Source organism: Sphingomonas sandaracina (genome assembly GCF_036663695.1).
GTDB lineage: Bacteria > Pseudomonadota > Alphaproteobacteria > Sphingomonadales > Sphingomonadaceae > Sphingomonas.
In genome coordinates this window covers 73,054-99,160 of sequence record NZ_JAXOJK010000007.1, presented here as the reverse complement: position 1 = coordinate 99,160, position 26,107 = coordinate 73,054, and the positions used below count along the sequence as shown (strand labels likewise).

The 26,107-nt window shown below is 60.8% G+C and carries 24 protein-coding genes and 1 pseudogene; 9 read left to right on the top strand and 16 right to left on the bottom strand.

All coding sequences use genetic code 11. The features are described from left to right. The first annotated feature begins 137 nt into the window (after positions 1-137). Positions 138-344, top strand: a complete 207-nt coding sequence (locus U1707_RS17490) for a hypothetical protein (protein WP_332801333.1) — start codon at positions 138-140, stop codon at positions 342-344. A 187-nt stretch (positions 345-531) separates the two neighbouring features. On the opposite strand, the gene U1707_RS17485 is transcribed toward U1707_RS17490, so the two are convergent. Further along, the gene (locus U1707_RS17485) at positions 532-810 is read right to left on the bottom strand and encodes a hypothetical protein (protein ID WP_332801332.1); all 279 of its coding nucleotides are present in this window, start codon (positions 808-810) and stop codon (positions 532-534) included. A 1,004-nt stretch (positions 811-1,814) separates the two neighbouring features. On the opposite strand from U1707_RS17485, the gene dinB reads away from it, so the two are divergent. Both dinB and U1707_RS17475 read left to right on the top strand, forming a co-directional pair. Continuing rightward, on the top strand, positions 1,815-2,909 hold the full coding sequence (gene dinB / locus U1707_RS17480; RefSeq protein ID WP_332801365.1) for a DNA polymerase IV: 1,095 nt from the start codon (positions 1,815-1,817) through the stop codon (positions 2,907-2,909). Continuing rightward, the gene (locus U1707_RS17475) at positions 2,906-3,505 is read left to right on the top strand and encodes an alpha-ketoglutarate-dependent dioxygenase AlkB (RefSeq protein ID WP_332801331.1); all 600 of its coding nucleotides are present in this window, start codon (positions 2,906-2,908) and stop codon (positions 3,503-3,505) included. Before dinB ends, U1707_RS17475 begins: the two co-directional genes overlap by 4 nt. A 180-nt stretch (positions 3,506-3,685) precedes the next feature. On the opposite strand, the gene U1707_RS17470 is transcribed toward U1707_RS17475, so the two are convergent. Together U1707_RS17470 and U1707_RS17465 are read right to left on the bottom strand one after the other, a co-directional pair. Beyond that, entirely contained in the window at positions 3,686-4,171 is a 486-nt protein-coding gene (locus tag U1707_RS17470) for a hypothetical protein (protein WP_332801330.1), read from the bottom strand. Beyond that, the gene (locus U1707_RS17465; protein ID WP_332801329.1) at positions 4,080-4,349 is read right to left on the bottom strand and encodes a type II toxin-antitoxin system Phd/YefM family antitoxin; all 270 of its coding nucleotides are present in this window, start codon (positions 4,347-4,349) and stop codon (positions 4,080-4,082) included. Before U1707_RS17465 ends, U1707_RS17470 begins: the two co-directional genes overlap by 92 nt. A 428-nt stretch (positions 4,350-4,777) precedes the next feature. On the opposite strand from U1707_RS17465, the gene U1707_RS17460 reads away from it, so the two are divergent. Together U1707_RS17460 and U1707_RS17455 are read left to right on the top strand one after the other, a co-directional pair. Beyond that, complete coding sequence (locus U1707_RS17460; RefSeq protein ID WP_332801328.1) at positions 4,778-5,833, top strand: site-specific integrase; 1,056 nt, start codon at positions 4,778-4,780, stop codon at positions 5,831-5,833. Between the two features lie 321 nt (positions 5,834-6,154). Then, positions 6,155-6,331 (top strand): annotated as a pseudogene (locus U1707_RS17455) (transposase); the annotation flags it as partial. A gap of 700 nt (positions 6,332-7,031) precedes the next feature. On the opposite strand, the gene U1707_RS17450 reads toward U1707_RS17455, so the two are convergent. From U1707_RS17450 to U1707_RS17435, 4 genes are read right to left on the bottom strand one after another with little or no spacing between them, the layout of a single operon-like run. Continuing rightward, positions 7,032-8,792, bottom strand: a complete 1,761-nt coding sequence (locus tag U1707_RS17450) for a M14 family metallopeptidase (RefSeq protein ID WP_332801327.1) — start codon at positions 8,790-8,792, stop codon at positions 7,032-7,034. A 55-nt stretch (positions 8,793-8,847) separates the two neighbouring features. Continuing rightward, complete coding sequence (locus U1707_RS17445; RefSeq protein WP_332801326.1) at positions 8,848-10,212, bottom strand: ABC transporter permease; 1,365 nt, start codon at positions 10,210-10,212, stop codon at positions 8,848-8,850. Continuing rightward, a complete protein-coding gene (locus U1707_RS17440; RefSeq protein ID WP_332801325.1) occupies positions 10,209-11,627 on the bottom strand; it encodes an ABC transporter permease in 1,419 nt (472 codons plus the stop codon). The genes U1707_RS17445 and U1707_RS17440 overlap by 4 nt, the downstream gene beginning before the upstream one ends. Next, positions 11,624-12,370, bottom strand: a complete 747-nt coding sequence (locus U1707_RS17435; protein WP_332801324.1) for an ABC transporter ATP-binding protein — start codon at positions 12,368-12,370, stop codon at positions 11,624-11,626. Before U1707_RS17435 ends, U1707_RS17440 begins: the two co-directional genes overlap by 4 nt. Positions 12,371-12,447: 77 nt before the next feature. Between U1707_RS17435 and U1707_RS17430 the strand changes: the two genes are divergently transcribed. Together U1707_RS17430 and U1707_RS17425 are read left to right on the top strand one after the other, a co-directional pair. Further along, entirely contained in the window at positions 12,448-14,595 is a 2,148-nt protein-coding gene (locus tag U1707_RS17430) for a TonB-dependent siderophore receptor (protein ID WP_332801323.1), read from the top strand. 48 nt (positions 14,596-14,643) lie between these two features. Then, the gene (locus U1707_RS17425) at positions 14,644-15,339 is read left to right on the top strand and encodes a class I SAM-dependent methyltransferase (protein ID WP_332801322.1); all 696 of its coding nucleotides are present in this window, start codon (positions 14,644-14,646) and stop codon (positions 15,337-15,339) included. A 40-nt stretch (positions 15,340-15,379) separates the two neighbouring features. On the opposite strand, the gene U1707_RS17420 is transcribed toward U1707_RS17425, so the two are convergent. The 9 genes from U1707_RS17420 to U1707_RS17380 form a co-directional block, all read right to left on the bottom strand. After that, on the bottom strand, positions 15,380-15,934 hold the full coding sequence (locus U1707_RS17420) for a M23 family metallopeptidase (protein ID WP_332801321.1): 555 nt from the start codon (positions 15,932-15,934) through the stop codon (positions 15,380-15,382). Between the two features lie 286 nt (positions 15,935-16,220). Then, positions 16,221-17,354 carry a PepSY-associated transmembrane domain-containing protein gene (locus tag U1707_RS17415; RefSeq protein WP_332801320.1) on the bottom strand — a complete coding sequence of 378 codons (1,134 nt, stop codon included), beginning with the start codon at positions 17,352-17,354 and terminating at the stop codon, positions 16,221-16,223. 324 nt (positions 17,355-17,678) lie between these two features. Continuing rightward, positions 17,679-18,056: a TonB-dependent receptor domain-containing protein gene (locus tag U1707_RS17410; protein WP_332801319.1), complete on the bottom strand. Its 378-nt coding sequence runs from the start codon at positions 18,054-18,056 to the stop codon at positions 17,679-17,681. Continuing rightward, positions 18,046-19,401 (bottom strand): TonB-dependent receptor, encoded by a 1,356-nt coding sequence (locus U1707_RS17405; protein WP_332801318.1) that lies wholly within the window; start codon positions 19,399-19,401, stop codon positions 18,046-18,048. The genes U1707_RS17410 and U1707_RS17405 overlap by 11 nt, the downstream gene beginning before the upstream one ends. Further along, positions 19,395-19,772, bottom strand: coding sequence for a TonB-dependent receptor plug domain-containing protein (locus U1707_RS17400; RefSeq protein ID WP_332801317.1), 378 nt, complete (start codon positions 19,770-19,772; stop codon positions 19,395-19,397). Before U1707_RS17400 ends, U1707_RS17405 begins: the two co-directional genes overlap by 7 nt. Before the next feature lie 222 nt (positions 19,773-19,994). Further along, positions 19,995-20,768 carry a HoxN/HupN/NixA family nickel/cobalt transporter gene (locus U1707_RS17395; protein WP_332801316.1) on the bottom strand — a complete coding sequence of 258 codons (774 nt, stop codon included), beginning with the start codon at positions 20,766-20,768 and terminating at the stop codon, positions 19,995-19,997. Then, positions 20,765-20,947: a DUF1289 domain-containing protein gene (locus tag U1707_RS17390; protein ID WP_332801315.1), complete on the bottom strand. Its 183-nt coding sequence runs from the start codon at positions 20,945-20,947 to the stop codon at positions 20,765-20,767. The genes U1707_RS17395 and U1707_RS17390 overlap by 4 nt, the downstream gene beginning before the upstream one ends. A gap of 11 nt (positions 20,948-20,958) precedes the next feature. Beyond that, complete coding sequence (locus U1707_RS17385) at positions 20,959-21,990, bottom strand: WD40 repeat domain-containing protein (RefSeq protein WP_332801314.1); 1,032 nt, start codon at positions 21,988-21,990, stop codon at positions 20,959-20,961. After that, positions 21,990-22,964 (bottom strand): CobW family GTP-binding protein, encoded by a 975-nt coding sequence (locus tag U1707_RS17380; RefSeq protein WP_332801313.1) that lies wholly within the window; start codon positions 22,962-22,964, stop codon positions 21,990-21,992. The genes U1707_RS17385 and U1707_RS17380 overlap by 1 nt, the downstream gene beginning before the upstream one ends. A 127-nt stretch (positions 22,965-23,091) precedes the next feature. On the opposite strand from U1707_RS17380, the gene U1707_RS17375 reads away from it, so the two are divergent. After that, positions 23,092-23,559 (top strand): Fur family transcriptional regulator, encoded by a 468-nt coding sequence (locus U1707_RS17375; RefSeq protein WP_332801312.1) that lies wholly within the window; start codon positions 23,092-23,094, stop codon positions 23,557-23,559. Between the two features lie 240 nt (positions 23,560-23,799). Further along, positions 23,800-26,004: a TonB-dependent receptor gene (locus U1707_RS17370; RefSeq protein ID WP_332801311.1), complete on the top strand. Its 2,205-nt coding sequence runs from the start codon at positions 23,800-23,802 to the stop codon at positions 26,002-26,004. The last annotated feature ends 103 nt before the right edge of the window (positions 26,005-26,107 follow it).

Here is a 26,107-nt window from a genome sequence, read left to right as displayed (position 1 = left end):
CCGGCACGCCCAACGAGCAGGTCACGGCGGTGCCTGAAGTCGACGTGCTCGCAGCATATCGGCGGACGCGAGCCTGGGGAAGCTAACGCCGATGCGGTGCTCGTCGAGATCGAAAGAGGCAATCTTAACATATGACAGTGGGTAAGATCGTCCATAAGATCGCCGCGGATCAGACGAAAGACGTCGCCGTATTTGAGCATGACCTCGGGCAAGACGTGATCGTCCAAGTCCGCAACGCACGCGGCCAGGTGCTGAAAATGCGCGTTGATGTACTGGCCGATCGGGTGCTGGTGCACTTCAAGGACGGAACGAGCGAGGAATTGACAGTGGTGATCATTGGCTAGCGATCCGGTCATGACGGAACGCGACGTCTGGTTGAAAGCGGCGCAACTTGTTCAAGCGCATGGCCATGCCGCTCCCAGGGCGGTACTCAATTCCCTCGGCGATATCCTGTCCAGTCCCAAAGGCTGCGATGACTGGCATCGTGTTGCCCTTGCTGTCGATATGATCCTATTCGCTAGCCCGCAGTAGTTAGGCGCTGGTTTCCGAGTAGGCTCCTGATCGCCGCAACTGGCGTACAATCCCGTTGAACGATGCGGTTACGCTCTGGCTGCGGCCGATCTCGTTATCCTGCATCGCGGCTTCCCAGAACATCACGAGCGGCCAGCGTTCGGGGCAGTGAGTCCAAAGACAGTGCAAGGCCAAGCGAACAGCCACGGTATCGACGCGACCGGCGCTGGTCTGTTCGAGAGTCGAGCGCAGGATCTGTACCGCCAGATCTACCGTGATTCGCGTTTGCCGGTGCATCATGCTATGGAACGTAACAAGAACGCACTTGCAAGGATTCGATTTGGCTAACCGGTGCCGCCTCTCACTAGCAACGACGACGATGCCCTAATCGAGCATGTCGCCGCTTACATGTGGGAGAGCCGAATGGAGCGGGCGATGATCGCACGCCATGGGTAGATGCCGGTGCGACATTGAAGACGGCGTTTCGCGAGATGGCGGTTGCCGCCCGCCAAGCACTAAATATAACATGAGACGTTGCTGCGTCATCTCTGCCTAGCGGTTTTCTGCATAGCCTTGGACTAGCATGGACTTGATGCGCGTGAAGCTATGATCGCGCCTTCCCGATTATGATCCTTTTCGAGAAAGCGGGCGGCACCTCGCAACGTTGGCCAATTACCTGGCGACGCCAAGGCTGCGGAACGCTGACCGCCAGACCTAGGCCGTCTCGAAGCACCAGCTCCCCGGGACGGCGGGACGTGCGGTCCTTCAGAGGTATACTCAAAGCGTGCCAGTACAAAACTCGATTGGTGCCAGGCATGACGTCACGAGCATAGGGAGGGTGTTTGGGTCTGAGCGGGGGCTCTATTCCCGACAGTAGACGGCATTAAGCACCAAGTGGTCGTCACGATGGGAAACACCGCGTTATCAGAGGCATACCCTGAGTGAGCATGTGGTTTGGAACACAAATCCCGTCTAAACAGGGTAGGTAACCGCGAGATTGAACACCTCATTCGGGAGGTCTGGACCCTGCTTGGACACATTCGGGATGCGGCTGGCCTACCCGCGTGGATCGCTGGGTCAGCCTCTGCCTTCAGAGGGTAATCACGGGATTCGTAGTCGATGACATGAGCGTCGGGACGCTTTGCATGTTTGGCTCAATGGGAGATGGCTTTGGAGTAGCTGAAGATAGTCCATGTTGCGCAAACATCTCCGGTACAGGCCTTTCTCGAGCCACCTCCGCACCGAGGGATGCGAACTACAGAATTGATGTTCCCCATTCGTTCGGTTTGCAGTATTCCCCGGCCATGGTCGTTGATCCTGTCCGAAAGATCATTCACGTCGATATGGATGCCTTCTTCGCGTCCGTTGAGCAGCGGGACAATCCAGCACTCCGAGGCCAGCCGGTTGCGGTCGGCCATGCTGGGGCGCGTGGCGTCGTCGCGGCCGCCAGCTATGAGGCACGCGAATATGGGGTGAAGTCCGCCTTACCGTCGGTAACAGCACAACGTCGCTGTCCGAACCTGTTATTCGTGCCGCCGCGCTTCGAGGTTTACCAGCAGGTGTCTCGACAAATTAACGCGGTATTCGCGCGCTACACGAACTTGATCCAGCCGCTGTCGCTCGATGAGGCTTATCTCGATGTCACCGACAACAAGGCAGGCCTGCCGACGGCCTGGCTCACCGCGAAAGCCATCCGCGCGGACATATTCCGCGAGACTGGGCTGACGGCATCCGCGGGGATTTCATACAACAAGTTCCTCGCCAAGATCGCGTCCGATCACCGCAAGCCGAACGGTCAGTTTGCGGTCACCCCCGACATGGGGGCGGCCTGGGTCGAAACGCTGTCGGTGGCTCGGTTTCACGGCGTCGGTCCTGTCACCGCTGCCAAGATGAAGCGGCTCGGTATCGAGACGGGAGCCGATCTTCGCGCACAGTCTATGGACTTCCTGCGGCGGCATTTCGGCAGTTCTGCCGAATGGTATTACGGTATCGCTCGTGCGCGGGACACGCGTTCCGTCAATCCTAACCGGGTTCGCAAGTCGTCCGGTTCGGAAACGACGTTCGATCGCGATCTGACGGACGAGAGCGAGATCGAAACCGGGGTGCTGCGAATGGCGGACGATGTCTGGAACTGGTGCGAACGGCGCCGAGCGTTCGGCCGGACCGTAACTGTGAAAATTAAATATGCCGATTTTCAGCAGATTACGCGAAGCCGCAGCCAATCGGCCGTCGTGACGGACCACGATCAGTTGCGTCAGGCGGCGATCGATCTTGTGCGCTCGGTCTTTCCCTCGGCCAAGGGCATCAGGCTCGTCGGCGTAACGGTGTCGAACTTTGCGGAGGCGACCGCGGTAGAGGTGGAGCAATTGCCGATCTTCGCCGAGCCCGCAGCGGCATGATGCTCGACCTTTTCGATATGCCGGTACTACCGGGGCTGCGTGCATGTCCCGACTTCCTCGATCGGGACGAGGAGCGGGCACTGATCGCGCGGATCGACGCGACCAATCCAACCCCGTTCAAGTTCCAAGGCTGGACCGGCAAGCGCCTCACCACGTCATTCGGCTGGAGTTACGATTTCGAGGTGGGACGTCCGGTGGCTGCCGAACCGCTTCCCGACTGGCTGCTTTCGATCAGGGACCGCGCGGCAAGTTTTGCCCAGCTGGACTCGACCCTTCTCGTTCAGGCACTGCTGATCCGGTATGATCCTGGTGCAGGCATTGGCTGGCACCGTGATCGACCGGTCTATGAGGATGTCATCGGCATATCGCTCGGCGAGCCAGCAACGATGCGCTTCAGACGCCGGTGCAAAGGAGGCTTCGAGCGGGCTACTGCCCCGCTAGATCCCCGCGCTGCTTACCATTTGAGCGGAGCTGCTCGCTACGAATGGGAACACAGTATCGTCGAGATGGACCGACCCCGGTGGTCGATCACATTCCGCAGTCTGTCTATGATCGGGCAAAGAATCTTGGCCGGGGAACCCATTTCGCGCTCCTAGAACGTAGCCAGCCGCTCCACAGAGATCTGATTAACAAATGTCGTTTGAGGGCAGCGGAAAGTCAACCGCGAATGTCCACAACGGGGTCTGACGTGATGTCCGCAGCCATCGGACGGTAGTGTCGTCGAAAGCACGAATTCCGAGGGCGATGGACGTTTGATTCGATCACTGCCGGCTGCGTCAGTCGCGATCCACTGGACGGCCGATGCCAGCAGCTACGATCGCATCGCGGACGCGTCGAAAGAAGCTGGCGGGTAAATAGCCATAGCTGATCGCCGGCTCGCGCCCCGCAATCGGCCGGATATCATAGCCGGGCCACGCGAAACGGTTCCACTCGGTGATGATAATCCACGATCGGTCACCGGATAGTCCCAGGTCACGCCGCACGGCCTCAGGCACTTCGATCGCCAACTGATCGCGGGTAGGGGCCTTGGTGGTCAGCGGCACGACGTGCACCTGATCGATCCCATCCTTCGGACGGGTCACCAGAACGACGGCGACGGGCCGGTCCTTTATACCTTCGTCACGACCTTTAAGGTACTCGTATTCCCACAGGTAGCTGTAGTTGAGGACTTCACCCGGTTGCGGCAGCGTTAAGCCTTTTTTCGGCGTCTTCGGCGCCGCGGCCGGGTTCGACGCCGCGGATGGCTTCGAGGGTTTCGTCATCAAGATCCTCCACGCGGCCGGCGATCCGTTCACGACGGCGCAGGCGCTCATATTCATCGACGGGGACCATGACGAAGCGCACGCGGCCGTTCCGACTAACGCCGACCGGGCGGATCATCGCCTCGTCGGAATAGCGGCCGAACTGCTTTTGCAATTCGCCCGAGGGTACGATTTCCATGCTCGTCGCCATGAGCGGGTGTTCCTGTGCTGGATGCCTTGCAGGTTGCTACCTGCGCGGCGGGATCTCGATCGCATGCCGGCTGCTGCCTGTACGCGGGGGGACTCGGTCGCGCGTGCGGGCTCAGCCTGCACGCGCGGATCGTGGTAGAAGCACGACCGGCTTAAAGCCGATATTGATGAAATAGGGAAAACAGGGATAACCGTCAAGATACGTGAAGCTGGGGTAGCCGGTGACAGCAGGAGAACCGGAATGACGGCGAAAGTGCGGAGCATCTGGCATATCATTCTAGCGATAAGACTAATTCTCGCTAGAAACATTCTGGCGTGAAAGTGGCCAATCGCGTATCGGTCCGGGGCCACAAATGTGGCAAGTCAGCTGTTTTGATGATCGAGCGAACCGACGTGTCACACGACGCTGAGATTGACATGAGCCTGGCTGGCGACCTCGTCATAGCCGATCAGGTCAGCACGCTCGCCGCATACCTACCCGATCTGGCACCGGACGATCGCGAACGCGTCGACGGCTATGTTGCACGCGCATCGGCGGAAGCGACGTTGCGTGCCTACCAATCCGACTGGCGGCTCTTTTGCGCTTGGTGTGAGGAGAGCGGCTATTGCTCGTTGCCCGCGACGCCGGCGATCGTCGCCGCATTCCTGACCCTACTGGCCGAGCGCGGGTTCGCACCAATAGCGCCGCATCGGGCGCGGGGAGGGCGCGAGGCGTTGGCCAAGCCGCTCAGACGTTCGACGATCGGTCGACGGCTGTCGGCAATAGTCTTTGCGCACCGTGCAGCGGGGTTCGATCCGCCGACGCAACAGTTAGACGGCGCGCGGTTGGAAAAAGTCATGCGGGCCATCCGACGCGACAAGCGCGACGATCCATCGGGTAAGAAGCGCCCCGCGGATGGCGACGTGTTGCGTGACATGTTGCGGACGATCGATGGCGAGGATCTGCGGTCGTATCGTGACCGGGCATTGTTGGCGATCGGGATGGCGGGTGCGTTTCGCCGCTCCGAACTGGTGGCGATTACCGTCGGGCGGGTGTCGGACGATACGCGCGGATTGCTGGTCCGCGTGCCAACGTCAAAGACCGACCAGGAGGGCAGGGGGCACAGCGTCGCTATTCCCGATGGTCGGCGCCTCGAGCCGGTGCGGCATTATCGCGCCTGGCTCGAGAAAGCGGCGATCGACAGCGGTCCGGTGTTTCGTAAACTGACTCCACAGGGGCGTCTCACCGAGCATCCGATGAGCGCGCAAGGTGTGGCCCTTGTCGTGAAAGCGGCTGCGCGATCCGCCGGCTATCCGGAAGACCTATTCTCCGGGCACTCGCTGCGGGCCGGCTTCCTGACCGAGGCCGGCCGGCAAAATGCCAATCTCTTTAAGATGCGCGAGCATAGCCGTCATGCGTCGATCGATATGGTCGCAGAGTATGTGCGCGATCATGAGCGCTTCCGGGAACATGCCGGGGAAGGCTTTTTATAATGTTCTACAGTAATTAGGTCGCCGTGACGTCGTGGCGACTACGCTGGCCGATGGTTCGGCAGTACTTCGCCAGCGATAGGATGCATGCAGCATCGCCTTCCCGCGGGAGAGCGATGCTGGGAACCCACAGCAGAAAAGTCGCCCTAGCGATTACGCCGGTAGCCGTAGCGCCATCCCTCTTTTCCCAAAATCTGTTCCCGATTGCTCTTTCCCGAAATTGCCAATCAGAGATGGGAAAGCAGGAATGATCGCGCCTAACGAATGGGTGCGCTTGTTGCGCAGATCGCCAAGCTTAGCGTTCGACACTGGGCGCTTTCAGGCCAGCGGAAGAAGGTCGAGATGCTGTTTGCTCACCTCAAACGCATCCTGGAACTGGATCGATTGCGCCTGCGAGGTCCCAACGGCGCCAAAGACGAGTTCCCCCTCGCCGCTACCGCCCAGGACCTCCGCAAGATGGCCAAGCTGATCCCGACGCCGGCGCAGATGGCACCCGCCTGAGGCGCCGCGCCCGCCTAACTCTGTTTTAAACCACGGGCCTGCCCGCGGCCGATCCCGGCTTTTTCAACACAATCGGGCGGAAACGGCCCGGCCGCTTTTGAGCGCCGGCTGCCGCCGCGCACTGTCGGAAAACACATGATTGTCGTCAGACGTCAAGTCCGGCGATCGGGGGCGCCCCAATCTGGGCGTGGCACATGCGACAAACCCTGTCGCTTCGTCAGATTGTGCGGGAACCAAAATCCGGAGGTTTTCCGTCGCCGACCCAAAAGGACGGGAAGTCATGTTCAGCGTCAATCCGGGTATACCCAGAAGGACGTTGTGAAATCGCGCTGTACGATCAGGGTCGATTTCGCAACTGAACAGGTGTCATTTTCCCACCGTGGCAAGACATTCGGAGGGCCAGCCTGCGCCTCGCGAAGCAGGGTAGGGAAAGTGTGTACTCCCTTGTTATCGCGGTCGGCCTCAAGCGGGCCATGATCTGCACGTTCAGCGGTTTACGGGCCATTCCGGCCTGACGATTGCTCATCTTAAGAGCCACGGCGGGTTGCTGTCATCGGTGCCTTCCGCTTCTCCGGACAGAGCAGCTGGACTCAAGCCAAGCACGCTTACGAGGTACTTCCCTACAACCACCGGATGATTGATGCCGCCAGGGCTGAGCGGAACCAGTTCACCTGGCCTGCAATGCCGATCGGACCTGCTCTCACTTGATTTCGCGCGTGATAGGATAGCGAAGAGGGTAGGGGTGCCCTGATCCGGCGTGCGCATAGAACCAGGCAAGCCGTGCATCGGGATTGGCGGCAAAGCCGGGATCAGCGGCTACCTTTGCGTCGAACGCGCTTTTGATCGCCGGATCAGTCTTCAGCATGCGATCACCTAAAGCGGCGAGGATGAACGCGTCCGTGCTGGGCGCCGGGGTCATCATCTCGGGGAAGAATCCCCATGCAAGGAACGAATCCTGACTTTCCGGCTCCAGCAACGCTGCGGCCAAGAGACCAAGCGGTTGGTCAGCTGTCACGCGGACGCTGCCGACGGGCATCACTTGCTCGCGCTGTTGGTGCGAGAAGGTCGCGGTTATCGGCACGCGCCCTTCGCTCGGCGGTGAGAGCTTCGGATCGATCAATCGGACCTGATCGACGACGAGCGTCTGCGGTTCGGCGATGGTCTCAACCGCGATGCCGTGGAGACGTAGCCGATCGAGTACCTCGGTCTGCGCAGCCGGCACCCACCAAGCCTTTGGGAGTCGCACCGTCTCGATCGGCGTCTGGCCGATGATCGGCATGCGGAAAGTAATCGGCTTGCCGAGCCAGCGTTGTTCCATGCGCCCGGATGCCGGTGACAGATAGGTGTCGAACGCGATGCCTGTGAAATGTTCGATCCAGCCGATCGGCTGTTCTGCGGGCTGCCAGCGTGTGAGCAGTTCAGCGGGACGGCTGGCACGATCCTTTGCCTTGGCCGCTGAGATCCGGTTCGCGTCGGTGGCGGCAACCTTCATCGCCGCTTCCAGCAGCACATAGGTGCCAAGGACACGTTGCCGGTAAGGCTTGAGCATGTGGTTCTCGACGAGGACGGTCGGCACGCCAATGAAATCGCCATAGCCTGTCGAATAGCGCGGACCTTCCGGACTGAAGCGAATGCCCTTGCTCGGCTCTCGTGTGTCGATCGGGCTCGGATAGATGGTGGGGGTGTGGCCGGCCTTCGTCAACGCCGTGGTCACGGCGGGTCCGAAGCGCCCCTGCAGCCAGTCCGCCGTAGCGTGATGGCGCGCATATTTGCCCCATCCCGCGTAGGTGAACGTCACGTCGTACTGCATGTCGAAGCCCTCGCTGACGTGGCAATCGACGTAGAGGATGGGGTCGAGCTCGCGCAGCAGCGTGATCATCGCACGGGTCTCAGGTGCGTCTGCCTTGGCGTAGTCGCGGTTGAGATCGATGTTGCGCGCGTTCGCATCGCGACCCTTTTCAGCGGGCCCCCGGATATGGACGAAATTGTAGGCGCTCATCTGCTCGTGACCGTCGATGTTGTAGATCGGCACGAAGACCAGATCGACATGATCGAGCAGATCATCCTTTCCGTGCAAGGCGATGTCGCGCAGCAGCATCAGCCCGGCGTCCTTGCCGTCAATCTCGCCGGAATGAATGCCTGCCTGCACAAGCACCACAGGCTTCTTGACGCCCCCCTTGCTGGCACGAACGTACAGCAGTTCGCGTCCTTCGCCTGTGCGACCGAAGCGCTGCAGGGTGATTAACGGTGAGGCTGCATCCAGCCGCTCAAGCCACGCTCTCACCTCGGCGTAGCGCGGCGTCGTCTTGAAGCCAGACGCTTCGGCCGGCGTCATCCACGGATCGCCGGCTTTTGCGATCAATGCCTCGCTGCTGCCTGACCACGGCAGAGTAGGGGGTAGGGGAGCGGGACCCTGAGCAGCGACTGAGGCTGGGGCCGCCAGCAGGCCGAGGCTTATCATGGTGGCTAGGCGAGGGGGCAAGGATCGACTTTCTGAACGAAGGTGAGGAACTGGCTCAGCGAGAGCCGTCGCGGCCGATCTGGCGCATCTGGGCTGCTCCCGCAGCGAGGACGATAGCTGTGACCGCCAACAGCATGAGCATCGGAACGACCGGCCAGGATGCCGTTCCGCTGCGCGCGGCATAGCTAGGCAGCCAATCGAAATCGGCACGCGTGAATGGCCGATCGAAGAACAGATACGGGTAGAAGAAGCTTCGCAGTTCCTTGTGGAATGCGCCAATGCTGTCCTGATAATCAAGCCGCGCAATCAGGTCGGTGTCGGCGAGGCGATGCAACATGCTTTGCGCAGCGACGTTGGGGAGCAACCAGCCAAGGCGTGTTGTCCAGCGCTCGCGGTCGCGCAGGCTTGCACGATATGCAGCGACTTGCGGCGCTACAGCCTCGTCGCCCACCTGGTGCATGGCAAACAGCCATTTCCAGTGGAACCGACCCTCGAACTTCTCATGGCCGCGCCACTCGGGGTGAGTGGCGAGGAACCGGTCAAACGTGGCGGCCTTGGGGATGTCCCAGCCGTGATGAACGATCTCACGCTGTGCCAAGGTCAAGTCGATGCCTTTACTGACGGGCACCGCCCGCGCGATCGCGGCATTTGCAAGTGTAGGGAGGAGCAGGGTCAATGCAATCCAGCACCCGAGCGAAGCGGCTGCAGCTGTCGCAGAAGCGCGTACCCGGCTGGCAACAAGCAAGCTCAGGCCAAACCAGAAAGCAAGGTACACCGCGCTGACTGCGACGATACCGAGTCCAAGGATCACGGGCGCGGTCGTCGCGACCAGTGCAATGCCTGCGGGCACGAGAAGGGCGAGCGTCACGAGCAGATAGCGCAGGCCGATCCGCCTGCGCCACAAGCCGGTGCCTGGCATCGAAAGCAACAGGCGCAGCCGCCCGCCTTCGCGTTCGCTGGTAACCAGGTCGTGGGTCAGCGCGATCACGACCAGAGGCGCGAGGTAGATGGCGACGAACGCGAAGTCGAACACGCCCGGCAGGGCCTGTTCGGCGTTCAGGGTCTCGGACTCGTAGAGCTGCTGCTGCAGGCTTAGCGCCCGCACCCGCAAGACGGTAGGCTGTACGTCGCGCTGGCCCAGCGCGAGGAAGGCGACAGGGGAGGGCCGGTCGTGTGTCAGGAGGAAGGAGTAATAGGCAGCATAGCCTGCCTCACCGTCCGGCTTGCCGTACTCTTTGGCCACCGCCGCTAGATCACGTGCCTGTTCGGCGGTTACGCGTGCGATCGTTGCGTCTTGCCGGTCGACTGCCGACAAGCCGGACCAGATCGACAGGGCCGAAAGGACAAACAGCAGCGCGAGTGAAGCGGCGGCCAGTCGTGAGCGCAGGATCAGGCGCAGTTCTGCACGGAGCAAGCTCATCGAGCGGCCCTTCCTAAACGTCGTGCGATCGGCACCGACAATAGCAGCAAGCCCGCCAACCAACCGCCGAGCACCAGCAAGTTCGGCCAGATCAACGCGGAAGGAGGCGAATAGGGGCGATAGCGGAAGCGAGGGATCGTCTTCCAATTGTCGGCAGACACGCGAGGATCCTCACCGCCGCCCACGCTCGGGATTTTTTCAGCCTGCATCCAGTTCAGCGCCTGCACGAACCGGTAGCGGAACGCCTCAGACTGGCTGAGGAAATCCTGGTGGGCTGCAAGGCCGGTGCCAGTCAGTGCCGTCGATAACTGCCGGACCGCGATAAGCGGGCTGATTGTGCCAAAGGCGCGAACGAAGCCGTTCTGTTCGGCCTCACGTCCCTCCAATTCTTTTGCGGATTTGGCGTAAAGGCCGGTCGTCAGCCGCTCGCCTTCCATACCGACAAGGCCGGCATATTGGACGGGCATGTCTTCGACGCGGGATACTCCATATTGCGCAAGCGCCCGCGCCTTGAAGTCGGCGAAATAAGGATCTTCGGGATTATGTGCGTCGCCGATCTGTTTGAGGTCGCGGTGGAGGGCAATCTCGGTCTCGATTTTGCTCGGCAGTACAGCAAGGGTCGCCGCTACTTCGGGTAATGCTCGTGGCAGAAGGATGACACTAACCATCCAGATTCCGACAAGCGCCACCAGCGCATCACGCGACCGGGTGACCAGCGCGGAAATTAGCACCGCCATCGTCGCCCAAAGCAGCAGCCAGGCGGCGTAGCCAAGCATGAGCAGACCGACCGCGCTCCACGGCGCGACGCCGATTGCCGCCAGCCAGACAAGGAGCAGGAAGGCCGGTGCGCCGATCGCAAGCGCAATGATGCCATGCCCCAGCAGCTTACCTGCAATCAGCTGTGGGCCGCTGACGCCTTGCGCTAACAGCAGTCGCAACGTGCCCCGCTCGCGTTCTCGCGCGACGCTGGTGAAGGCAAGGAAGATGAGCAGCAGCGGTGCCAGTGTCTGGAGTACGAACGCCGGGGTCAATTGGCCGAAGCGGAGCAACAGCGACGATTGCCGTGCCTCGGAGAAATTGGCGCTGTTCTGCCGATGCCCTTCAAGGAAGATGGTGTTGCCGGTGAAGCTGTCGACACCGAAGTCGACGAATGCCAGTGGGCTGAGCGGGCGGAACACGAACTGCCCATAATGCACCATCCGGTGAGGATGGCGCGCAGGCTGATTGTCGAATCCTTTGTCCACTGATGCCTGATAGCGAGCCCGCTCGGTTTCGATCCCGGCGCGGCGCTCGAAGCTCACCACGGCAGACACGATGATCAGCGCAAGAAGGAGCAGGGTGGCGATGAGGCCGGCGCGATTGCGAGCGAGGCTGCGCCATTCCTCGGCAGCAATCCGGATGATAGGCGAGCTCATGCTACGGCTTTCGCGCCGATGTAGCGGGCATGGAGTGTGTTGAGGTCGAACCGGGCAGCCCCCTCACTAGCGGCAAGCTCCTCTTCGATCTGGCCGTCGGCAAGGAAGCCGATGCGGTCCGCAACGTCGACGGCACTAAGCAGGTCGTGCGTTACCATAAGAATGGTGACCTGGCGGTCACGCGCTGTCTCGATCAGGCGATTGAACTCCATGGTCGCACGCGGATCAAGGCCAGAGGTTGGCTCATCGAGCAGTAACACTGGAACATGACGCGCGAGCGCAAGCGCAATGGCGACCTTCTGGCGCATGCCCTTGGAGAAGCCGCCAACACGTTGGTTCCAGGCGTGATGCGGCAGGCCTACCGCGTCGAGCGCTGGTTTGATGACGTCGTCCGCGGACCGGGGAGCTTTGGCAAGCGCCAGGAAATAGTCGAGGTTCTCGCGCGCGGTCAGGTGATCATACAGAGCGACGCTCTCGGGTACGTACGCAAGCTGCGCCCGCGCTCGCTCCGGATCAGTAGCAGGATCAATACCAGCAACGCTTACGCTACCTGACGTTGGCGCGATGAAGCCGAGTAGCGCCGAGAGGGTGGTCGACTTTCCAGCCCCATTTCCGCCGAGCAGCGCGTAGATCTCGCCAGGGGCAATTGCGAGATTGAGCCCGCGCAACACTTCTCGGTCACCATAGCTGTGGCGGAGCTGGCGCACCTCGATCGGCAGATGAGTGCCCGCATCATTCGTCATAATCGTGTCACCATATTTTCATCTTGCACCGCAACACGTGCCGTTTATGAGACGATGTATCGTGACGCAAGGCGTAGATGCTCGCGTTTTCAGCTGAGATTGGGATGATGATGGTCGGGGCAGTGTCGAACGTAGCGTGGAAATATCAGCAAAGGCGCGCGTCGATATGGGGGAGTGCCTCCCTCGTTGCGCTGTGCGCAATAGCGTTTCCAATCACGCCGGCTTCCGCCCAGGAGATCACAGAAGAGAGTGCCTCGACTGCCGATGACATCGTCGTGCTTGGCACACGCAGCACGGTGGACCGCACCCTGTCATCCGATCGCGTGACGCAACGTATGTCGCAGTCAAGCCGGTCGATCGAGCGGGACATTCTGGACGCAGCAGGGACGTACCGTCTCAGCGACGCGTTGGAGCTGGTCAGCGGATTCAGCCAACAGAACAATCGCGGTGGCGTGATCGACAATTTTGCAGTTCGTGGTTTCCTTGGCACACCAGACGGTGGTGCCGAATATTATCTGAACGGCTTTTTGGCGAACCGGGGCATGGCGCCTCCGCGCGATCCCGCCACGACCGAGCGGATCGAGGTCTTGAAGGGACCGGCGGGCGCATTGTTCGGCGACGTCGACCCCGGCGGGCGGGTGAACATCGTGACCAAGGTCCCGCGCTTTACGCCGCACGCCAACGCCCTGATCAGCTACGGCTCCTTCGACACGCGCCGGGTGGAACTGGACGCCACGGGACCGCTATCGCGTACGCTGGCCGCGCGGATAGTGGTTGCAGGTGAGGACAGTGACGGTTGGCGCGATACTGTCTCGATCCGCCGGCGCGTCGTCTCGCCGTCGCTTACGTGGCAGCCGAGCGACGCGTTGCGGCTCACCTATACCGGGGAGTTCAGCCAGTTCGACACCCCTTTCGACCGAGGAATCCCAGCAATCGACGGCGACGCCAACGCCTTGCCGCGCTCCAACTACTACGGCGAACCGTCGAACGGCATCACCAGGTCGCGCAACAACCAGCACCAGCTCACGGGGCTTGCCGAGCTAGGTAATGGGTGGACGCTGAATGGCGGTCTGGTGTGGCGTAAGGGAACGCTGAAGGGACTGTCGGCTGACCAGTCGCGGATTGTCGGCACGTCGCTGTGGCGTCAGCGCCGGTCGCGCGACTTCAGTGTGGATGACCTGGCAGCACGGCTGGAGCTTTCCGGGCAAATTGGGCGTCATCGGGTGAGCGTTGGCCTGAAAGGTTATCGCTTTCTCTACGGCGAGCGCTGGATGCGCATAAACCCCTCGGAAGCCGCACCTTACGGGATCGATCTATACAATCCCGTTTATGGATCATCAGTGGCAGCTCCACTTCGCCCGTTCACCAACAATGATGAGACGCGACTGGCTGGTACGTTCTACGTTCAGGACATGTGGGAACTGACGGACCGCCTGACGCTTGTCGGGGGCGCACGTATCGATCCCTACCGGCAGAAGATCGTCAACAACAACACCGGCGGCACCGGTCGTAACGTCGATGAGCCTGTGAACTTCCGGGTTGGCGGCCGGTATCGCGTGAGCAACGTAATTGCGGTGCATGCCAATTGGGGCGAGAACTTTTCGCTCAACACCGGCACGGACCGCAATGGCATCGGCTTCGGGCCCGAGACGGGCAAGGGTTACGAAGTGGGTGTTGCCGCCAAACTGCCCGGCATCGACGTGGCGGTGACGTGGTTCGACATCCGCAAACAGAACATCCTCACGACCGATCCGGTCGATGCCAACTACCTTGCGCCGGTCGGCAACCTGGTTAGCCGCGGGATCGAGATCGACACTTCGGCCAAGCTCGGCGAACGCTGGCAGATCGTGGCGAACTATGCCTGGCTGGATGCTCAGGCGGACGACACGGCATTCCCGACACCAGACGTTCTCAACGTGCCGGAGCATTCGGGCACACTGCTGGTCGTGCACCGCGTTCCGACGACGCGCGGCGACTGGCAGTTGAGCGGCGGTGTCGCTTACGTCGGTGACCGCGCCGGATCGCTGACGGCGAAGCCCGTGGTCCTGCCGGAGTATGTCAAGGTGAAGGCGGCGGTCGAAGCACCGATTGCCGAAGGTTTGCGGTTCCGTCTTGAGGCCGATAATCTGCTTGATAAGCGCTACGCCGCGAGCTCTTACAGCGCGTTGTGGATCTATCCTGGCGCCCCGCGGACCGTGCGCGCCTCGCTCCGCTTCGAGCTTTGAGAGACCCTCGTTCAACAATTCACCCGTGCGGTTCCAAAGGTGAGATCCATGCCTGACAGCAACGACCTATTCCTCGACATGTTCTCCGATCGCGAGCGGATCGTACACTATGCTGACGGCCCGCGGCGTTTCACACCCGGTCTCGACGCCGTGCATCGCATGACGGAGCTTCTGCTAGCCGAGCATGCGCCGGCGAATGCCCATGTACTGGTCCTCGGTGCGGGTGGCGGCCTGGAATTGAAGGCACTGGCCCAAGCGCAAGCCGGCTGGCGCTTTACGGGTGTCGATCCAGCCGGGCCGATGCTCGACCTCGCACGCGAAACCATGGGCGGCGATGCGGGCCGCACCGATCTGATCGAAGGGTATATCGATGACGCGCCCGAAGGCCCGTTCGATGCGGCGACCTGCCTCCTCACGCTGCATTTCCTCAATCGCGACGAACGCGTGCGGACATTACGCGAGATGCACCGACGCATGAAGCCGGGCGCACCGCTGGTGGTGGTTCATTCCAGCTTTCCGCAAGCCGAGCCCGCGCGCACGCGATGGCTCGAGCGCTATGCCGCGTTTGCGGTCGCTTCCGGGGTAGATCCGGCTCAAACCGAGCAGGCGCGGAGTGCAGTGGCCTCCAGCTTGGCGCTCCTTACTCCCGAGGAAGACGAGCTTTGTCTATACAATGCCGGCTTCAAGGAAGTGGAATTGTTCTACGCAGCCTTCACGTGGCGGGGTTGGGTGTCCCGCGCATGACGCGCGTCCCTTAGGTTAGCCGATGGTCATCTATCGAGGCTCAGTCGTGAACCTCGGGACCACCAACGGCGAACGAGGATCCCGCGCTCGGGCCGACCGCCTGCTGCAAGGCGAGTTGCTCATCACCACTTGCCATGAAGGGGAGCGGATCGATCGCACGGTCGGCGACGCGCAATTCATAATGAAGATGGCTTCCGGTCGATCGTCCTGTCGAGCCGACCAATGCTATGACGTCGCCGCGGTTGACCCGTTGACCGGATTTCACCAAGATCTGCGATAGGTGACCGTACCGGGTCTGAACGCTGGCACCATGATCGAGCTGCACGAGATTGCCATAGCCCGATGCAACTTCAGCGCGGCTGACGATCCCGTCAGCTGTGGCATGGACTGGAGTTCCCGTTGGGGCTGCCAGGTCAATGCCTGCATGCATTGTAGCGGTCCTGCGAAAAGGATCGCTGCGAATGCCGAAAGACGAGGTGTAACGGAAGCTGTCGACGGGGCGCTGAGACGGTAATGACACATGCGGGGCTGTCGGCCGATCGAACGCTTTCCACTGATCGAGTAGCTTCCGAAAGACGCTACCCTGCTTGTCCAAAGCCTGGACCGATACCGTAGACGCAGCGGCAACGGTACCTGTCGTAGCCGGCACTGGCGCCGCCTGCACCGCACCGCTCAAGCACATAGACATCAAAGTTACTGGTGCCGCGCGTAGCCCGGCGCGACGCGCCATCCGACGAATATGCATGTGATCCCCTCCCGCCACCCACACCGTGGTTGACCAGGTGAAGGTATCATCCGGCAGATGAGAATACGCAACATGTGATGATATCGCATATCGACCGGCTGGTGTGGTGGCACGACGCGCTGCTGTAATTAGAAGTTTACTGCGATCTCAGCGTTTGACGAAGCCGCTTCCAACCGATCACGACACCGGTGATGCTGAACAAGAACCCGGCAATCAAGGGAATCAACGTCAGTACGCGGCGCACTATCGGCCTCGTGGTCAAACCGGGCACGTTGAAGGTGTGCAGCGCGTAGTAAAACCACGCATACGCTGCCCGACTGGTATCCATCACCGTGAGGATCCCGCCATCGGCCGCATCGACATAGATGTCCGGCAACGACGACGAGACAAACGTGATCCGTCGTGCGGTGGATGGCCAGCCTTCCGCCATGGCATAGGTGGAAAGCGGGTCGACCGGCGCGATCCGATTTACGCGATCACCGGGCCACGCACGCTCTGCCGCGACCTTCAGCAGACGGCTCAGTTGGCGATCGTCGATCACCCTGCCACCAACATCGAAGCGCCTGGCGGCACGAGTGCCCTCGTAGGTAGTGAGCATGGCCGTGCCCGCGATGACGGAAAACGCGACTTCCTTGGCAGGGGGCAAGCTGCGCAACGTCATAGGATCCAGAGGAGTGAATGCCTTCTCACGTGTCAGCCCCTGATAGCGCATCGCCTGCGGCAGCGTGACCGTCCCCCGGGAGAAGATTCGCCCATGATCCATGGAGAGCCATCCGCTCATCATCCAGCCGAACACGAAGATGCCGACGAACAGCCCCAGAAGGTGATGCCAGCGGAGCCACCACATTCGGTAGAAGGTGAGCGAGGGCGTACGCATCCGTCGTGCGGCCGCCATTCGGATAAAGCCCAGAGCAATGCCTGCAACGACGACCAGCAGGCAGACCAGTGACACCCACCAGACACCGCGGTCCCATGCCGTAAAGCTGGCGCGGAGCGGAGTGACATAGGCCCAGTGCAGCACAGCGCCCGCCCAGTTCCATGCTCGGTTCGAACGGGTCGTTCGTTGCAGCAGCTCGCCCGTGCGTGCCGAAAGGTAGATCTGCGTACCCATCTTGTCGTGCGCATCGAGGCAAAAATAGGGGCGATATGGGTCAAAGCGATTGTGGACGATCCACTGGTCATAGTCGACCGGACCGACTGCGGTGCCGGCCACCGCGAATAACCGCTTCGCTTCCTCCGAAGCGGAGGAAGGCGACAGGTTTGCCAGCAACGTCCCGGTCCGTGCGTCCACTGCCACGGCGCCGGCCGGAACCACACCACGTAACTGGAGCGTCCCGCGCGGTTTATCAGCCGAAGGCCGCTTGCCTGTCCGCTTACCGTGCGAATTGCCACGGCGGGCGGCACGGTGACCGACCGGACATCGAGCGGAGCTTCCAACGTGAGTTGTGCTGTTCGACTTAGGGAAGGGAAGGGGACGAACAGCAGGACGGCACCGCTAGCGAACCAAGTCGCCACGATCACGCAGGTGGTTACCCCCAGCCAGCGATGAAACCACACCAGCATCGCCACGGCCTTTCGTCGCCACGCTGCTAATCTAGAAGCGGGCGAGAAGGCTGACTTCGGCCCTGCGGGGCTCGCCGAGCATGACCTGTGCCGGGTAGTAGATATCCGCCCATTGGACGAACGTCTTGTTCCAGATGTTGTTGACCCGTCCGGTCAGCGACAGCCTCGGGCTCGTCGCGTACGTCGCATAGACGATACCGGTTGCATAAGGCTTCAGCGTCAGATCATTCGCGGTGTTGCCATAGCGTTTTCCGACGTACTTGATCCCGCCACCTGCCTCTAGAGGCAGGCCTGCCACATGCTGGACACTCGTCCAAACATTACCGACCAAGGCCGGCACGTTCGGGGGGCGGTTCCCGGAAGCCGCAATGCCGTAGTTTGGATCGACGAAGCGGCACCTATGTCGCATCGACATAGGTGCCGCTGCCGGTCACTGCCCAGTTGCGAGCGAGCTTCATCTCGCCCGAGATCTCTATGCCACGCGACTTTTGGCTGCCGACGTTGCTGACCGCGTCGATACCCACCTGAGTCAGAATGTCTCGCCGTTTGATGTCATAGACCGCGATCGTCAGCGAGCCCCGCCCATCCAGCACATCCGCCTTCAGCCCGATTTCCGACTGGCGCGAGCTGGACAGGCCGAAATTCTCGGCCGCATTGACCAGGAAGATGTTCGATCCGACCGGATCCTTGCCCGTGCTGTAAGAGGCATAAGCCGTGACTGCAGGTGCTACGTCGTAAACCAGGCCTGCGCGCCAGTTGAAGGGCTTGTAAGTCCGCCGAAAGCTGCTGTTTGCGTCGACGTTGTAATTCTCTCGTGTGAGATAGAGCCGCTCTGTCCGCAGGCCTGTGACCAGTTTGAGCCGAGGCGTCAGTTTGAGTGTATCTTCGGCAAAAAGCGCCACCTGATCCCAACGAGTGGGGCTGCGCCGCTCTACCAGCGGACCAAAGCTGCCGCGGGCGGGCGCGAGAGGATCGACGCTGTCGCCATCAGGAAACCCGCGCGCGCGAATGAAGTCGAGATGACTGTAATCGACGCCGACTACCCAAGAGTTTTCAAGTCCGAACACTGTGTGGCGCAGCGTGGCGCTCGCCTGGTCTCCTACAAGATCCTGATTGTGGAAAACAAAGAAGCGATCGCGGTCGATGAGCTCTGTCGATGGGTTGAAGACGTAATTCTCGGCGTTGATCCACTGGCGCTCGGCGTGGAAGTAATAGGCCGTGTTGAACAGGGTCAGGGCGTCCGATGGCGACCAACTGACGACGAGGCGGGGCCAGAACTGCGAGCTATGTGCCCGATTGTCTGCGACGTTATAGTTGGTGAAGCGGGTCCGCCGATCGATCACGCTGCCATTGCCGGCAGCAAGAATGCCGCGGATCGGTTCAACCGCGAACGTCGCTGGAACGAGCGGCGTTCCGTAATAGGTCGAAAGGTTGTCGCGCAAATAGTCGACGCTCAATTCTACCGACAACGAGGATGAGGGCCGAAAGAGCAATGCGCCAGATGCATTGAACGAGTTCGACCCTGCATCGTCGACATAGCCAGCCGTACGATGATAGCTGACGTCGGCTCGGCCAGCCAGGGTCTCGCTGAGCACCAAATTTCCTCCTACACCCAGGCTGATCGTGTCGAAGCTTCCGTACGACGCGAGTGTCTGGCCGCTGCTTTTGCGAAGGTCAGGGCTCTTGTTGAGGATGTTGACCGCGCCGCCAATGGCACCTTGCCCATAGAGAACGGATGCGGGTCCTTTCAGCACCTCGATACTGGGATGTTGAAGGTGTTGCCGGGCCGGTTGATCATGTTGGCAGGCCCTAGATATAATCCGTTGTGCAGGATGGTGATCTGCTCGCCAGTGAAGCCACGCATCGAGAAGAGGGAAGGATCCCCCGGTGAACCTCCCGAGATTATACCCGGCAGACTAACGGTTGCCTCCTCGACCGTGCGGAATCCGCGGGTCAGGATCTCGTCGGCGCCGATGCGGTCGAGCGTCGCTGGAACGTCTCGAACGGACAGGCCCAGCCGGCTGCCCGTGATGGCGGGGGCGTCGAGCTGGCGAAGGCGCCAGCCGGTTACAGTGATGTCTTCGCTGTCCGAAGTTGTCGGCACGTGGGCCGTGTCCGTCAACATAGACCCATCGGACGACCCTGGGTTCGGAATAGCCTCGTGAGCGCAAACGGGGGGGCTGATGCTGATGGCAAGTGCCGCGATCGATATACGAAGCGCCGGCTGGACCGACATGATGTTTCCCCCTTGTTATTGTATCAGCGACGCGCACGCGGCCAGTGCCAGCGATACGCCGTTCGCTCGTTCTACGTGTTCAGGTAGCCGGACCCCGACGCCACTTGCCATTCACCGGCAGCGCGCGGCCAGCAACAGGAGAATGATGATCGCGGCTGCCCCGATGCCGATCGCAGAGAAGACGCTGTCAGGTAGACCAACATTCACGCCCGCCGTTTCGGCGAGAGCATAACCCGCCATCCCGTAGCTCAGGGAGACGACAAGCCAGCCGACGCCCCGACGATAGCGTCGTATTGTAGGGGCTGACGGGCCTGAGGCGCGCAGAAGGCGGCTGACGATTTGACTGTCGAGTGTGTCGGCCGCGAGCATCCCCAGGGCAAACGTGGCTGCTATGGTCAGAGCCGCGATTGTACCGCCTTTTGCGGTCGCTGCCGCGCCCCAGGCTGCAGCTTGCGTAGCCGTGTCGAACACAAGCCCGAAGATGATGCCGGTGGCGACCACAGCTGCAGGATGGGTGCTGGTACGCAGGCGCTTTGGCACAAGGCCCGCCCGCCACCCGATCGGGGTATAGTCTCCAGGCCGCATCAACGCGGCGAGGTTCATCGTGCCGACGAGCAACAATAGGACGACCACAGCCACGTCGATAAGCGATGCCGTCCATGGGGGCACGGCAATGGCACCTGCGACGAACGAGACGCCGACAGCGATCGTGGCGACCGAGAGACTATGGCCGAGCGCAAACAACGTTCCCGTCCAGGGTGCAAGGCGCGGCCGTGCATCCACGGTTCGAAACACGATGTTGTCGATCACGGCGACATGATCGGGATCGAGCCCATGGCGTAAGCCAAGGACGAACATCAGCCACAGTGCCGAAAGTTCGATCATGCCTGTTCCTCGGTGACGCGTAGGCCTCGATCGGCGAGCTTGTTCAGTCGCGCGGGAAGCGTCTTGCTGATCGCTATCAGCCGCGGACGCGACACCTTCTTCCACTCGCGGCATTCGCCCAGTGTTCGACCGCAGGCGACGCACCAGCCGGTTTTACCGTCGAAGCGGCAGACACTCACGCAGGGGCTCCTCACGCCCGCGCTTCCATGTCGAGGATCCCAATCCGGCCGTCCTCGTCGCCCCAGCCGAGCCGGGTACCGGCATCGTTCCAGGCAAGCGCGGTGATAAAGGCGCCGCCCTCATCGATGAGCACGGTGTTCTCATCTGCGGGGCGAGCAAGGATCACCGTCCCGTCGCTGTACCCTATCGCAAGGATGTCGTCGCGTGGATGGAAAGCGACACGCGTAACGATCGTGCCCTCTCGCTTAGCGAGCAGCAATGGAGCCCTGCCAATTGGCCCGAGCTTGCCCTCGAAGGGCCAGAGGATCGCCTGCGCATCGCCCGCTGTTGCCAGCCACTTGGCCTTGCGATCCCAGGAGAAGCTGCGGGTCTTGGTGGCGTAGCCAGACATACGCATGTCTCGCAACTCAGGGAGCTGACAGCCATGAAGTCCCGTCTCCTGCAGGCCGGTGACAAGATAGCGACCATCGGGGCTCATCGTACAGGCGATGTGCGAACCGACCCAATTGAGAGCAACGCGGCCGCTGTCCGGATTGGTGCCGTAAACCAGGGTTGCACCATTGTAGTGCGCAATCCCGAGCCGCTTGCCCTTCGCGTCGAGCGCGAGGCCACCGATCGTTGAACCAACGGCGTAGCGATGGGTAGGCTCGGTCGAGCCCTTGATCCACGCCACCGCCTCGCGGCCGACCCCTGCGACAATGAGGCCAGACGCGGGGCTAGCGACAAGATGCTCGACCCATTTACGCTCGAAGCGGCCAATCTCGGTAATGTCGCCGTCGGTTGCGACCCGGCACACGCGGCCGTCATCGCCTCCGGTCAGCACGGACATGCCATCAGGATGCCGGCAGGTGGTCAGGATCGCTCCGGCGTGCACCGAGCGTGTCAGCGGTCCACCTTCGTCGTTTAGCCAGTGTACGCTACCATCGCCAAGCGCGACTGCGGCTAACGTCCCCAGCCACAGGATCGCAGTGGGTTCGGCGTCGAGTTCGACGTGCCGGCCGTGACGATGGACCAACGCAGCTCTTTCGAGAAGCTCAGCCATCAGGCAGCGCTAACCGCGCAGGCCTCGAAGCCTTGCCGTAGAGCAGCGGCATCGAGATTGCGGCCGATGAACACCATGCGGCTGGCACGGACCTCATCCGGCTTCCAGTCACGCTGATGATCGCCATCGAGCAGCATGTGAACGCCTTGTACGACATAGCGCTGCTCCTCATCGGGGAAAGCCAGCACGCCTTTGAGGCGCAGAATATCCTGTCCTTGCTCGGCCGTCAGGTTGCGCAGCCAAGGCATGAATAGTTCTGGCCGGATCGGGCTTTCCGAGCTTAGCGATACCGATGTAATCGCGTCGTCGTGCTCGTGATCGTCCTCGGACAGGAAATTGGGTTCAATTTCCAGAATGCGATCAAGATCAAAGGCGCCACGTTCCAGAACCTCCTCAAGAGGCACAACGCATTTCTGTGTTTCATGCAGCCGTGCCGGGCCGTTGATGGCGCGAATGCGCTGGCGGACCCGCTCCAGCTCCTGTGCGTCCACGAGGTCGGTCTTGTTAAGCAGAATTACGTCGGCAAAGGCGATCTGCTCTTCTGCTTCGTGACTGTCTTCAAGCCGGGCAAGGATGTGGCGCGCGTCGACGACGGTCACGATCGCATCGAGGCTGGCACGCGCACGCACGTCGTCATCGACAAAGAAAGTCTGGGCAACAGGTGCCGGGTCGGCGAGCCCGGTCGTCTCGATGATGATGGCATCGAAGGCACCTTTGCGCTTCATCAGGCCTTCGATGATACGGATCAGGTCGCCGCGAACGGTGCAGCAGATGCACCCGTTGTTCATCTCGAACACTTCCTCATCGGCATCGACGATGAGCTCGTTGTCGATGCCGATCTCGCCAAATTCGTTGACGATCACCGCATATTTGCGGCCGTGATTTTCGCTGAGGATTCGGTTGAGGAGGGTGGTCTTGCCAGCGCCCAGGTAGCCGGTGAGAACCGTGACGGGGATCAATGGAGTGGAATTCATAAAGCCTCTGATATAATATATCACCTCCCTAGCTTTGTGATTTGCCGCGCTCAATGGCAAATGCACGGCCGGGCAGCATTTTATGCCATGCGTTGCCGAAGCTCGGCCTACAACCTAGATCCAGCCAATGGGTCATGCCGCACATTTTCACCAAGAGCCTCAGGGCGCAGCATTAATCGAAGCTGCGCGAGAGGTACTTATTGCCGCTGGAGAGCAATGGACGCCGATGCGTGCAGCGGTCTTCATGACCATAGCGGATTTTGTTAAGCCGGCTTCTGCTTATGATATAGCTGACGGCTTGTCGCGTTCGGAAAACCGCAGGATCGCCGCAAACAGCGTCTATAGAATATTAGATCTCTTTGTAGAGAGTAACATTGTACTGCGGATAGAAAGTAGAAATGCCTATATTGTAAACGCTCATCCTGGTTGTCAGCATGACTGCATCTTCCTTGTTTGCGATGTTTGCAGTAGCATTGATCATATTGATGATGACGCAATCGCAACTAACCTGCGCGCAGCGGTAGGGCTTGCAGGATTTAATGCCAAGCGCCCCGTGATCGAGGTCTGTGGAACCTGCGCTACCTGCAACACCTGATTATCTTCCTGCTGTTTGCTTTGGCTAAATCCGCTCATACGTCCGGTTGGTGAAGTTAGAGAGGACTGCGTATTGATCAATTCCGCGCCTGGGCACTGTTGCGGAGTACCGTCACGGGACGAGCCGATAGTCCGACCTGATCGCAGCGCTGCCTCATGAAAATATATCATTTTAAAACTCATCCCTTGTGACAATATAACGTTAAGGTATGGGCGTGTTGAAGTTCAGGGAAGACACGTAATGAACAAGTATCTTATCGGCGTAAGCCTCTTGTCGATTCTTGCCGGACCGGCATACGCTCAGTCCGCATCAAGCGGGACTGCTCTCGCCAATGAGCGGGATGGCCCTGCCGGAGGAGCCGTTCCAACACCGTCTCGCTCCACTGCCGTTGGCGCAGATATCATTGTCACTGCACCCCTCCAGCAAAGCGAACGCGACGTTTTGCAGGGTACATCGGTGCTGAGCGGAGAGGCGCTAACCCGTAACCTGCGTCCTACCCTTGGCGAAACCCTGGCGCGCTTGCCGGGCGTCTCTGCCACGTCGTTCGGACCTTCTGCATCTCGGCCCATTCTTCGAGGCTTTCAGGGAGAGCGCATCCGCGTCCTGACTGACGGGATCGGCTCGATCGATGTGTCGAACACGAGCGTCGATCATGCCGTTATCATCGATCCACTTCTCGTTGAGCGCATCGAAGTATTACGCGGACCTTCTGCGTTGCTGTTCGGCTCGTCAGCCGTTGGCGGCGTCGTCAACGTCATCGATACGCGCATCCCCCGGACGGTGCCCGAGAACGGCTACCGCGTGAACGGCATCGCCAACTATGGCAGTGCCGCCAACGAGCGCTCCGTTGAAGCCGCAGGCGACGTGGCCGTCGGCAAGCACCTCGTGCTGCATGCTGATGGATCCTATCTGAAGTCTGACGATCTGGAAATCGGCGGTTACGCGCTGTCGCGCCAGGCCCGTGCAGCTGTGCTGAGCCAGGTGGGCCTCCCGCAGGCGGTCGAGCCCGGCGAAGAGCCGATCGACTTTGCCGGGGCGGCGCAGATCAAGGGCCGCCTGCCCAACTCCTTTTCAAAGACGTGGACGGCAGGTGTCGGCGCTTCCATCATTACCGATACCGGTAGCCTGGGCGTTTCCTACAGTCATTATGACAGCTTCTACGGCGTGCCTATTCGATACGCGACCGAAGTCGGGCAAGAACAGGAAGCGCCGCGGCTCGACATCGTGCAGAACCGATACGATCTGCGCGGCGAGATCGAGACGGGCGGTGGCTTCCTTGAGCGAATTCGCGTTCGCCTTGGACATGCCGACTACCGTCACTTCGAGTTGGAGGAGGATGGCTCGGTCGGCACTGCCTTCTACAACAATGGAACCGAAGGTCGTCTCGAACTCGTCCAGGCGAACCGCGGGGGCTGGAGTGGTGCATCCGGCGTCCAGTACTTCAACCGCCTGTTCAACGTAGTGGGCGAGGAGGCTTTCCTCCCGCGAAACGAGACCAACCAGACCGGGATCTTTACTCTCCAGCAATTCAACTCCGGCGCGTTCCGTGCTGAGGGTGGCTTGCGGTATGAATGGAGCGACCTGAACGCCCGCAACGATGAAGAAAGCCGCTTCTTTACAGGGCGGCGTAGCTTCAACGCCTTGTCCGGATCACTTGGCGCGTCGTACGCACTGAGTGACGCGGTCCGCGTGGGCATCAATGGTTCACGCACGGAGCGTGCACCTTCTGGTGAAGAGCTCTTTGCAAATGGCGGACATGCCGGCACCCAAGCCTACGAACTGGGTGACCCGAACTTCCGTTTGGAAAAGTCCTGGGGTCTCGAGGCAACGCTGCATGCCCATACCGATCGCGTGAGCTTCGACGCCTCGGCCTATTACAACTGGTTCTCCAACTATATTTCGGAAAACCAGGTTGGACCGGAAGTTTGCCAGGCTGCGACAACGTTATACGGCCGCGATCCTGCCGATGCTGGCGAAGTGGACCTGCCGTGCTTCCAGTACCAGCAGGCGGACGCGCGCTACTACGGCTTCGAAGCAAACCTGTCGGCAACGCTCTTCCAGGTCGGTGAGACGCGGATCAACGGTGACGTGCTCGGCGACTACGTACATGCCAACGTCGTCGATCAAGGGCCGATCCCGCGTATCCCGCCGGCGCGTGTCCTTGGCGGCATTGAGGCGCAGGGCGGTCAGTTCACGCTACGCGGCGAGGTGGAACATCTGTTTGATCAGAAGCGCATTGCAGCGTTCGAAACGCCAACGAAGGATTATACCATCGTCAACGCAAGTGTTAGCCTTTCGCCGTTCGGTCGTGACGGCAAAACCAAGCTGCTTCTGTCAGCAAATAACATGTTCGACGTGAACGTTCGTCGACATGCAAGCTTTCTCAAGGACTTCGCTCCGCTTGCAGGGCGAGATATCCGCGCTACGATCCGGTTCGGGCTTTAACGTAACGAGATGTGCTGTGGCGGCGGATCGTATTCCGCCGCCACGGCTTCGTTGACTCTTGGCAATCGCTCAAATTGGTTGGCTGGGAGAATCCCCAGATGCT

Bases quoted from the DNA above. Each gene is read 5' to 3' on its own strand.
- U1707_RS17485 (WP_332801332.1), bottom strand. From the start codon at position 810: ATGATGCACCGGCAAACGCGAATCACGGTAGATCTGGCGGTACAGATC.
- dinB (WP_332801365.1), top strand. From the start codon at position 1,815: ATGGTCGTTGATCCTGTCCGAAAGATCATTCACGTCGATATGGATGCC.
- U1707_RS17475 (WP_332801331.1), top strand. From the start codon at position 2,906: ATGATGCTCGACCTTTTCGATATGCCGGTACTACCGGGGCTGCGTGCA.
- U1707_RS17470 (WP_332801330.1), bottom strand. From the start codon at position 4,171: ATGACGAAACCCTCGAAGCCATCCGCGGCGTCGAACCCGGCCGCGGCG.
- U1707_RS17465 (WP_332801329.1), bottom strand. From the start codon at position 4,349: ATGGAAATCGTACCCTCGGGCGAATTGCAAAAGCAGTTCGGCCGCTAT.
- U1707_RS17460 (WP_332801328.1), top strand. From the start codon at position 4,778: ATGAGCCTGGCTGGCGACCTCGTCATAGCCGATCAGGTCAGCACGCTC.
- U1707_RS17450 (WP_332801327.1), bottom strand. From the start codon at position 8,792: ATGATAAGCCTCGGCCTGCTGGCGGCCCCAGCCTCAGTCGCTGCTCAG.
- U1707_RS17445 (WP_332801326.1), bottom strand. From the start codon at position 10,212: ATGAGCTTGCTCCGTGCAGAACTGCGCCTGATCCTGCGCTCACGACTG.
- U1707_RS17440 (WP_332801325.1), bottom strand. From the start codon at position 11,627: ATGAGCTCGCCTATCATCCGGATTGCTGCCGAGGAATGGCGCAGCCTC.
- U1707_RS17435 (WP_332801324.1), bottom strand. From the start codon at position 12,370: ATGACGAATGATGCGGGCACTCATCTGCCGATCGAGGTGCGCCAGCTC.
- U1707_RS17430 (WP_332801323.1), top strand. From the start codon at position 12,448: ATGCTCGCGTTTTCAGCTGAGATTGGGATGATGATGGTCGGGGCAGTG.
- U1707_RS17425 (WP_332801322.1), top strand. From the start codon at position 14,644: ATGCCTGACAGCAACGACCTATTCCTCGACATGTTCTCCGATCGCGAG.
- U1707_RS17410 (WP_332801319.1), bottom strand. From the start codon at position 18,056: ATGCGACATAGGTGCCGCTTCGTCGATCCAAACTACGGCATTGCGGCT.
- U1707_RS17400 (WP_332801317.1), bottom strand. From the start codon at position 19,772: ATGTTGACGGACACGGCCCACGTGCCGACAACTTCGGACAGCGAAGAC.
- U1707_RS17395 (WP_332801316.1), bottom strand. From the start codon at position 20,768: ATGATCGAACTTTCGGCACTGTGGCTGATGTTCGTCCTTGGCTTACGC.
- U1707_RS17385 (WP_332801314.1), bottom strand. From the start codon at position 21,990: ATGGCTGAGCTTCTCGAAAGAGCTGCGTTGGTCCATCGTCACGGCCGG.
- U1707_RS17380 (WP_332801313.1), bottom strand. From the start codon at position 22,964: ATGAATTCCACTCCATTGATCCCCGTCACGGTTCTCACCGGCTACCTG.
- U1707_RS17375 (WP_332801312.1), top strand. From the start codon at position 23,092: ATGGGTCATGCCGCACATTTTCACCAAGAGCCTCAGGGCGCAGCATTA.
- U1707_RS17370 (WP_332801311.1), top strand. From the start codon at position 23,800: ATGAACAAGTATCTTATCGGCGTAAGCCTCTTGTCGATTCTTGCCGGA.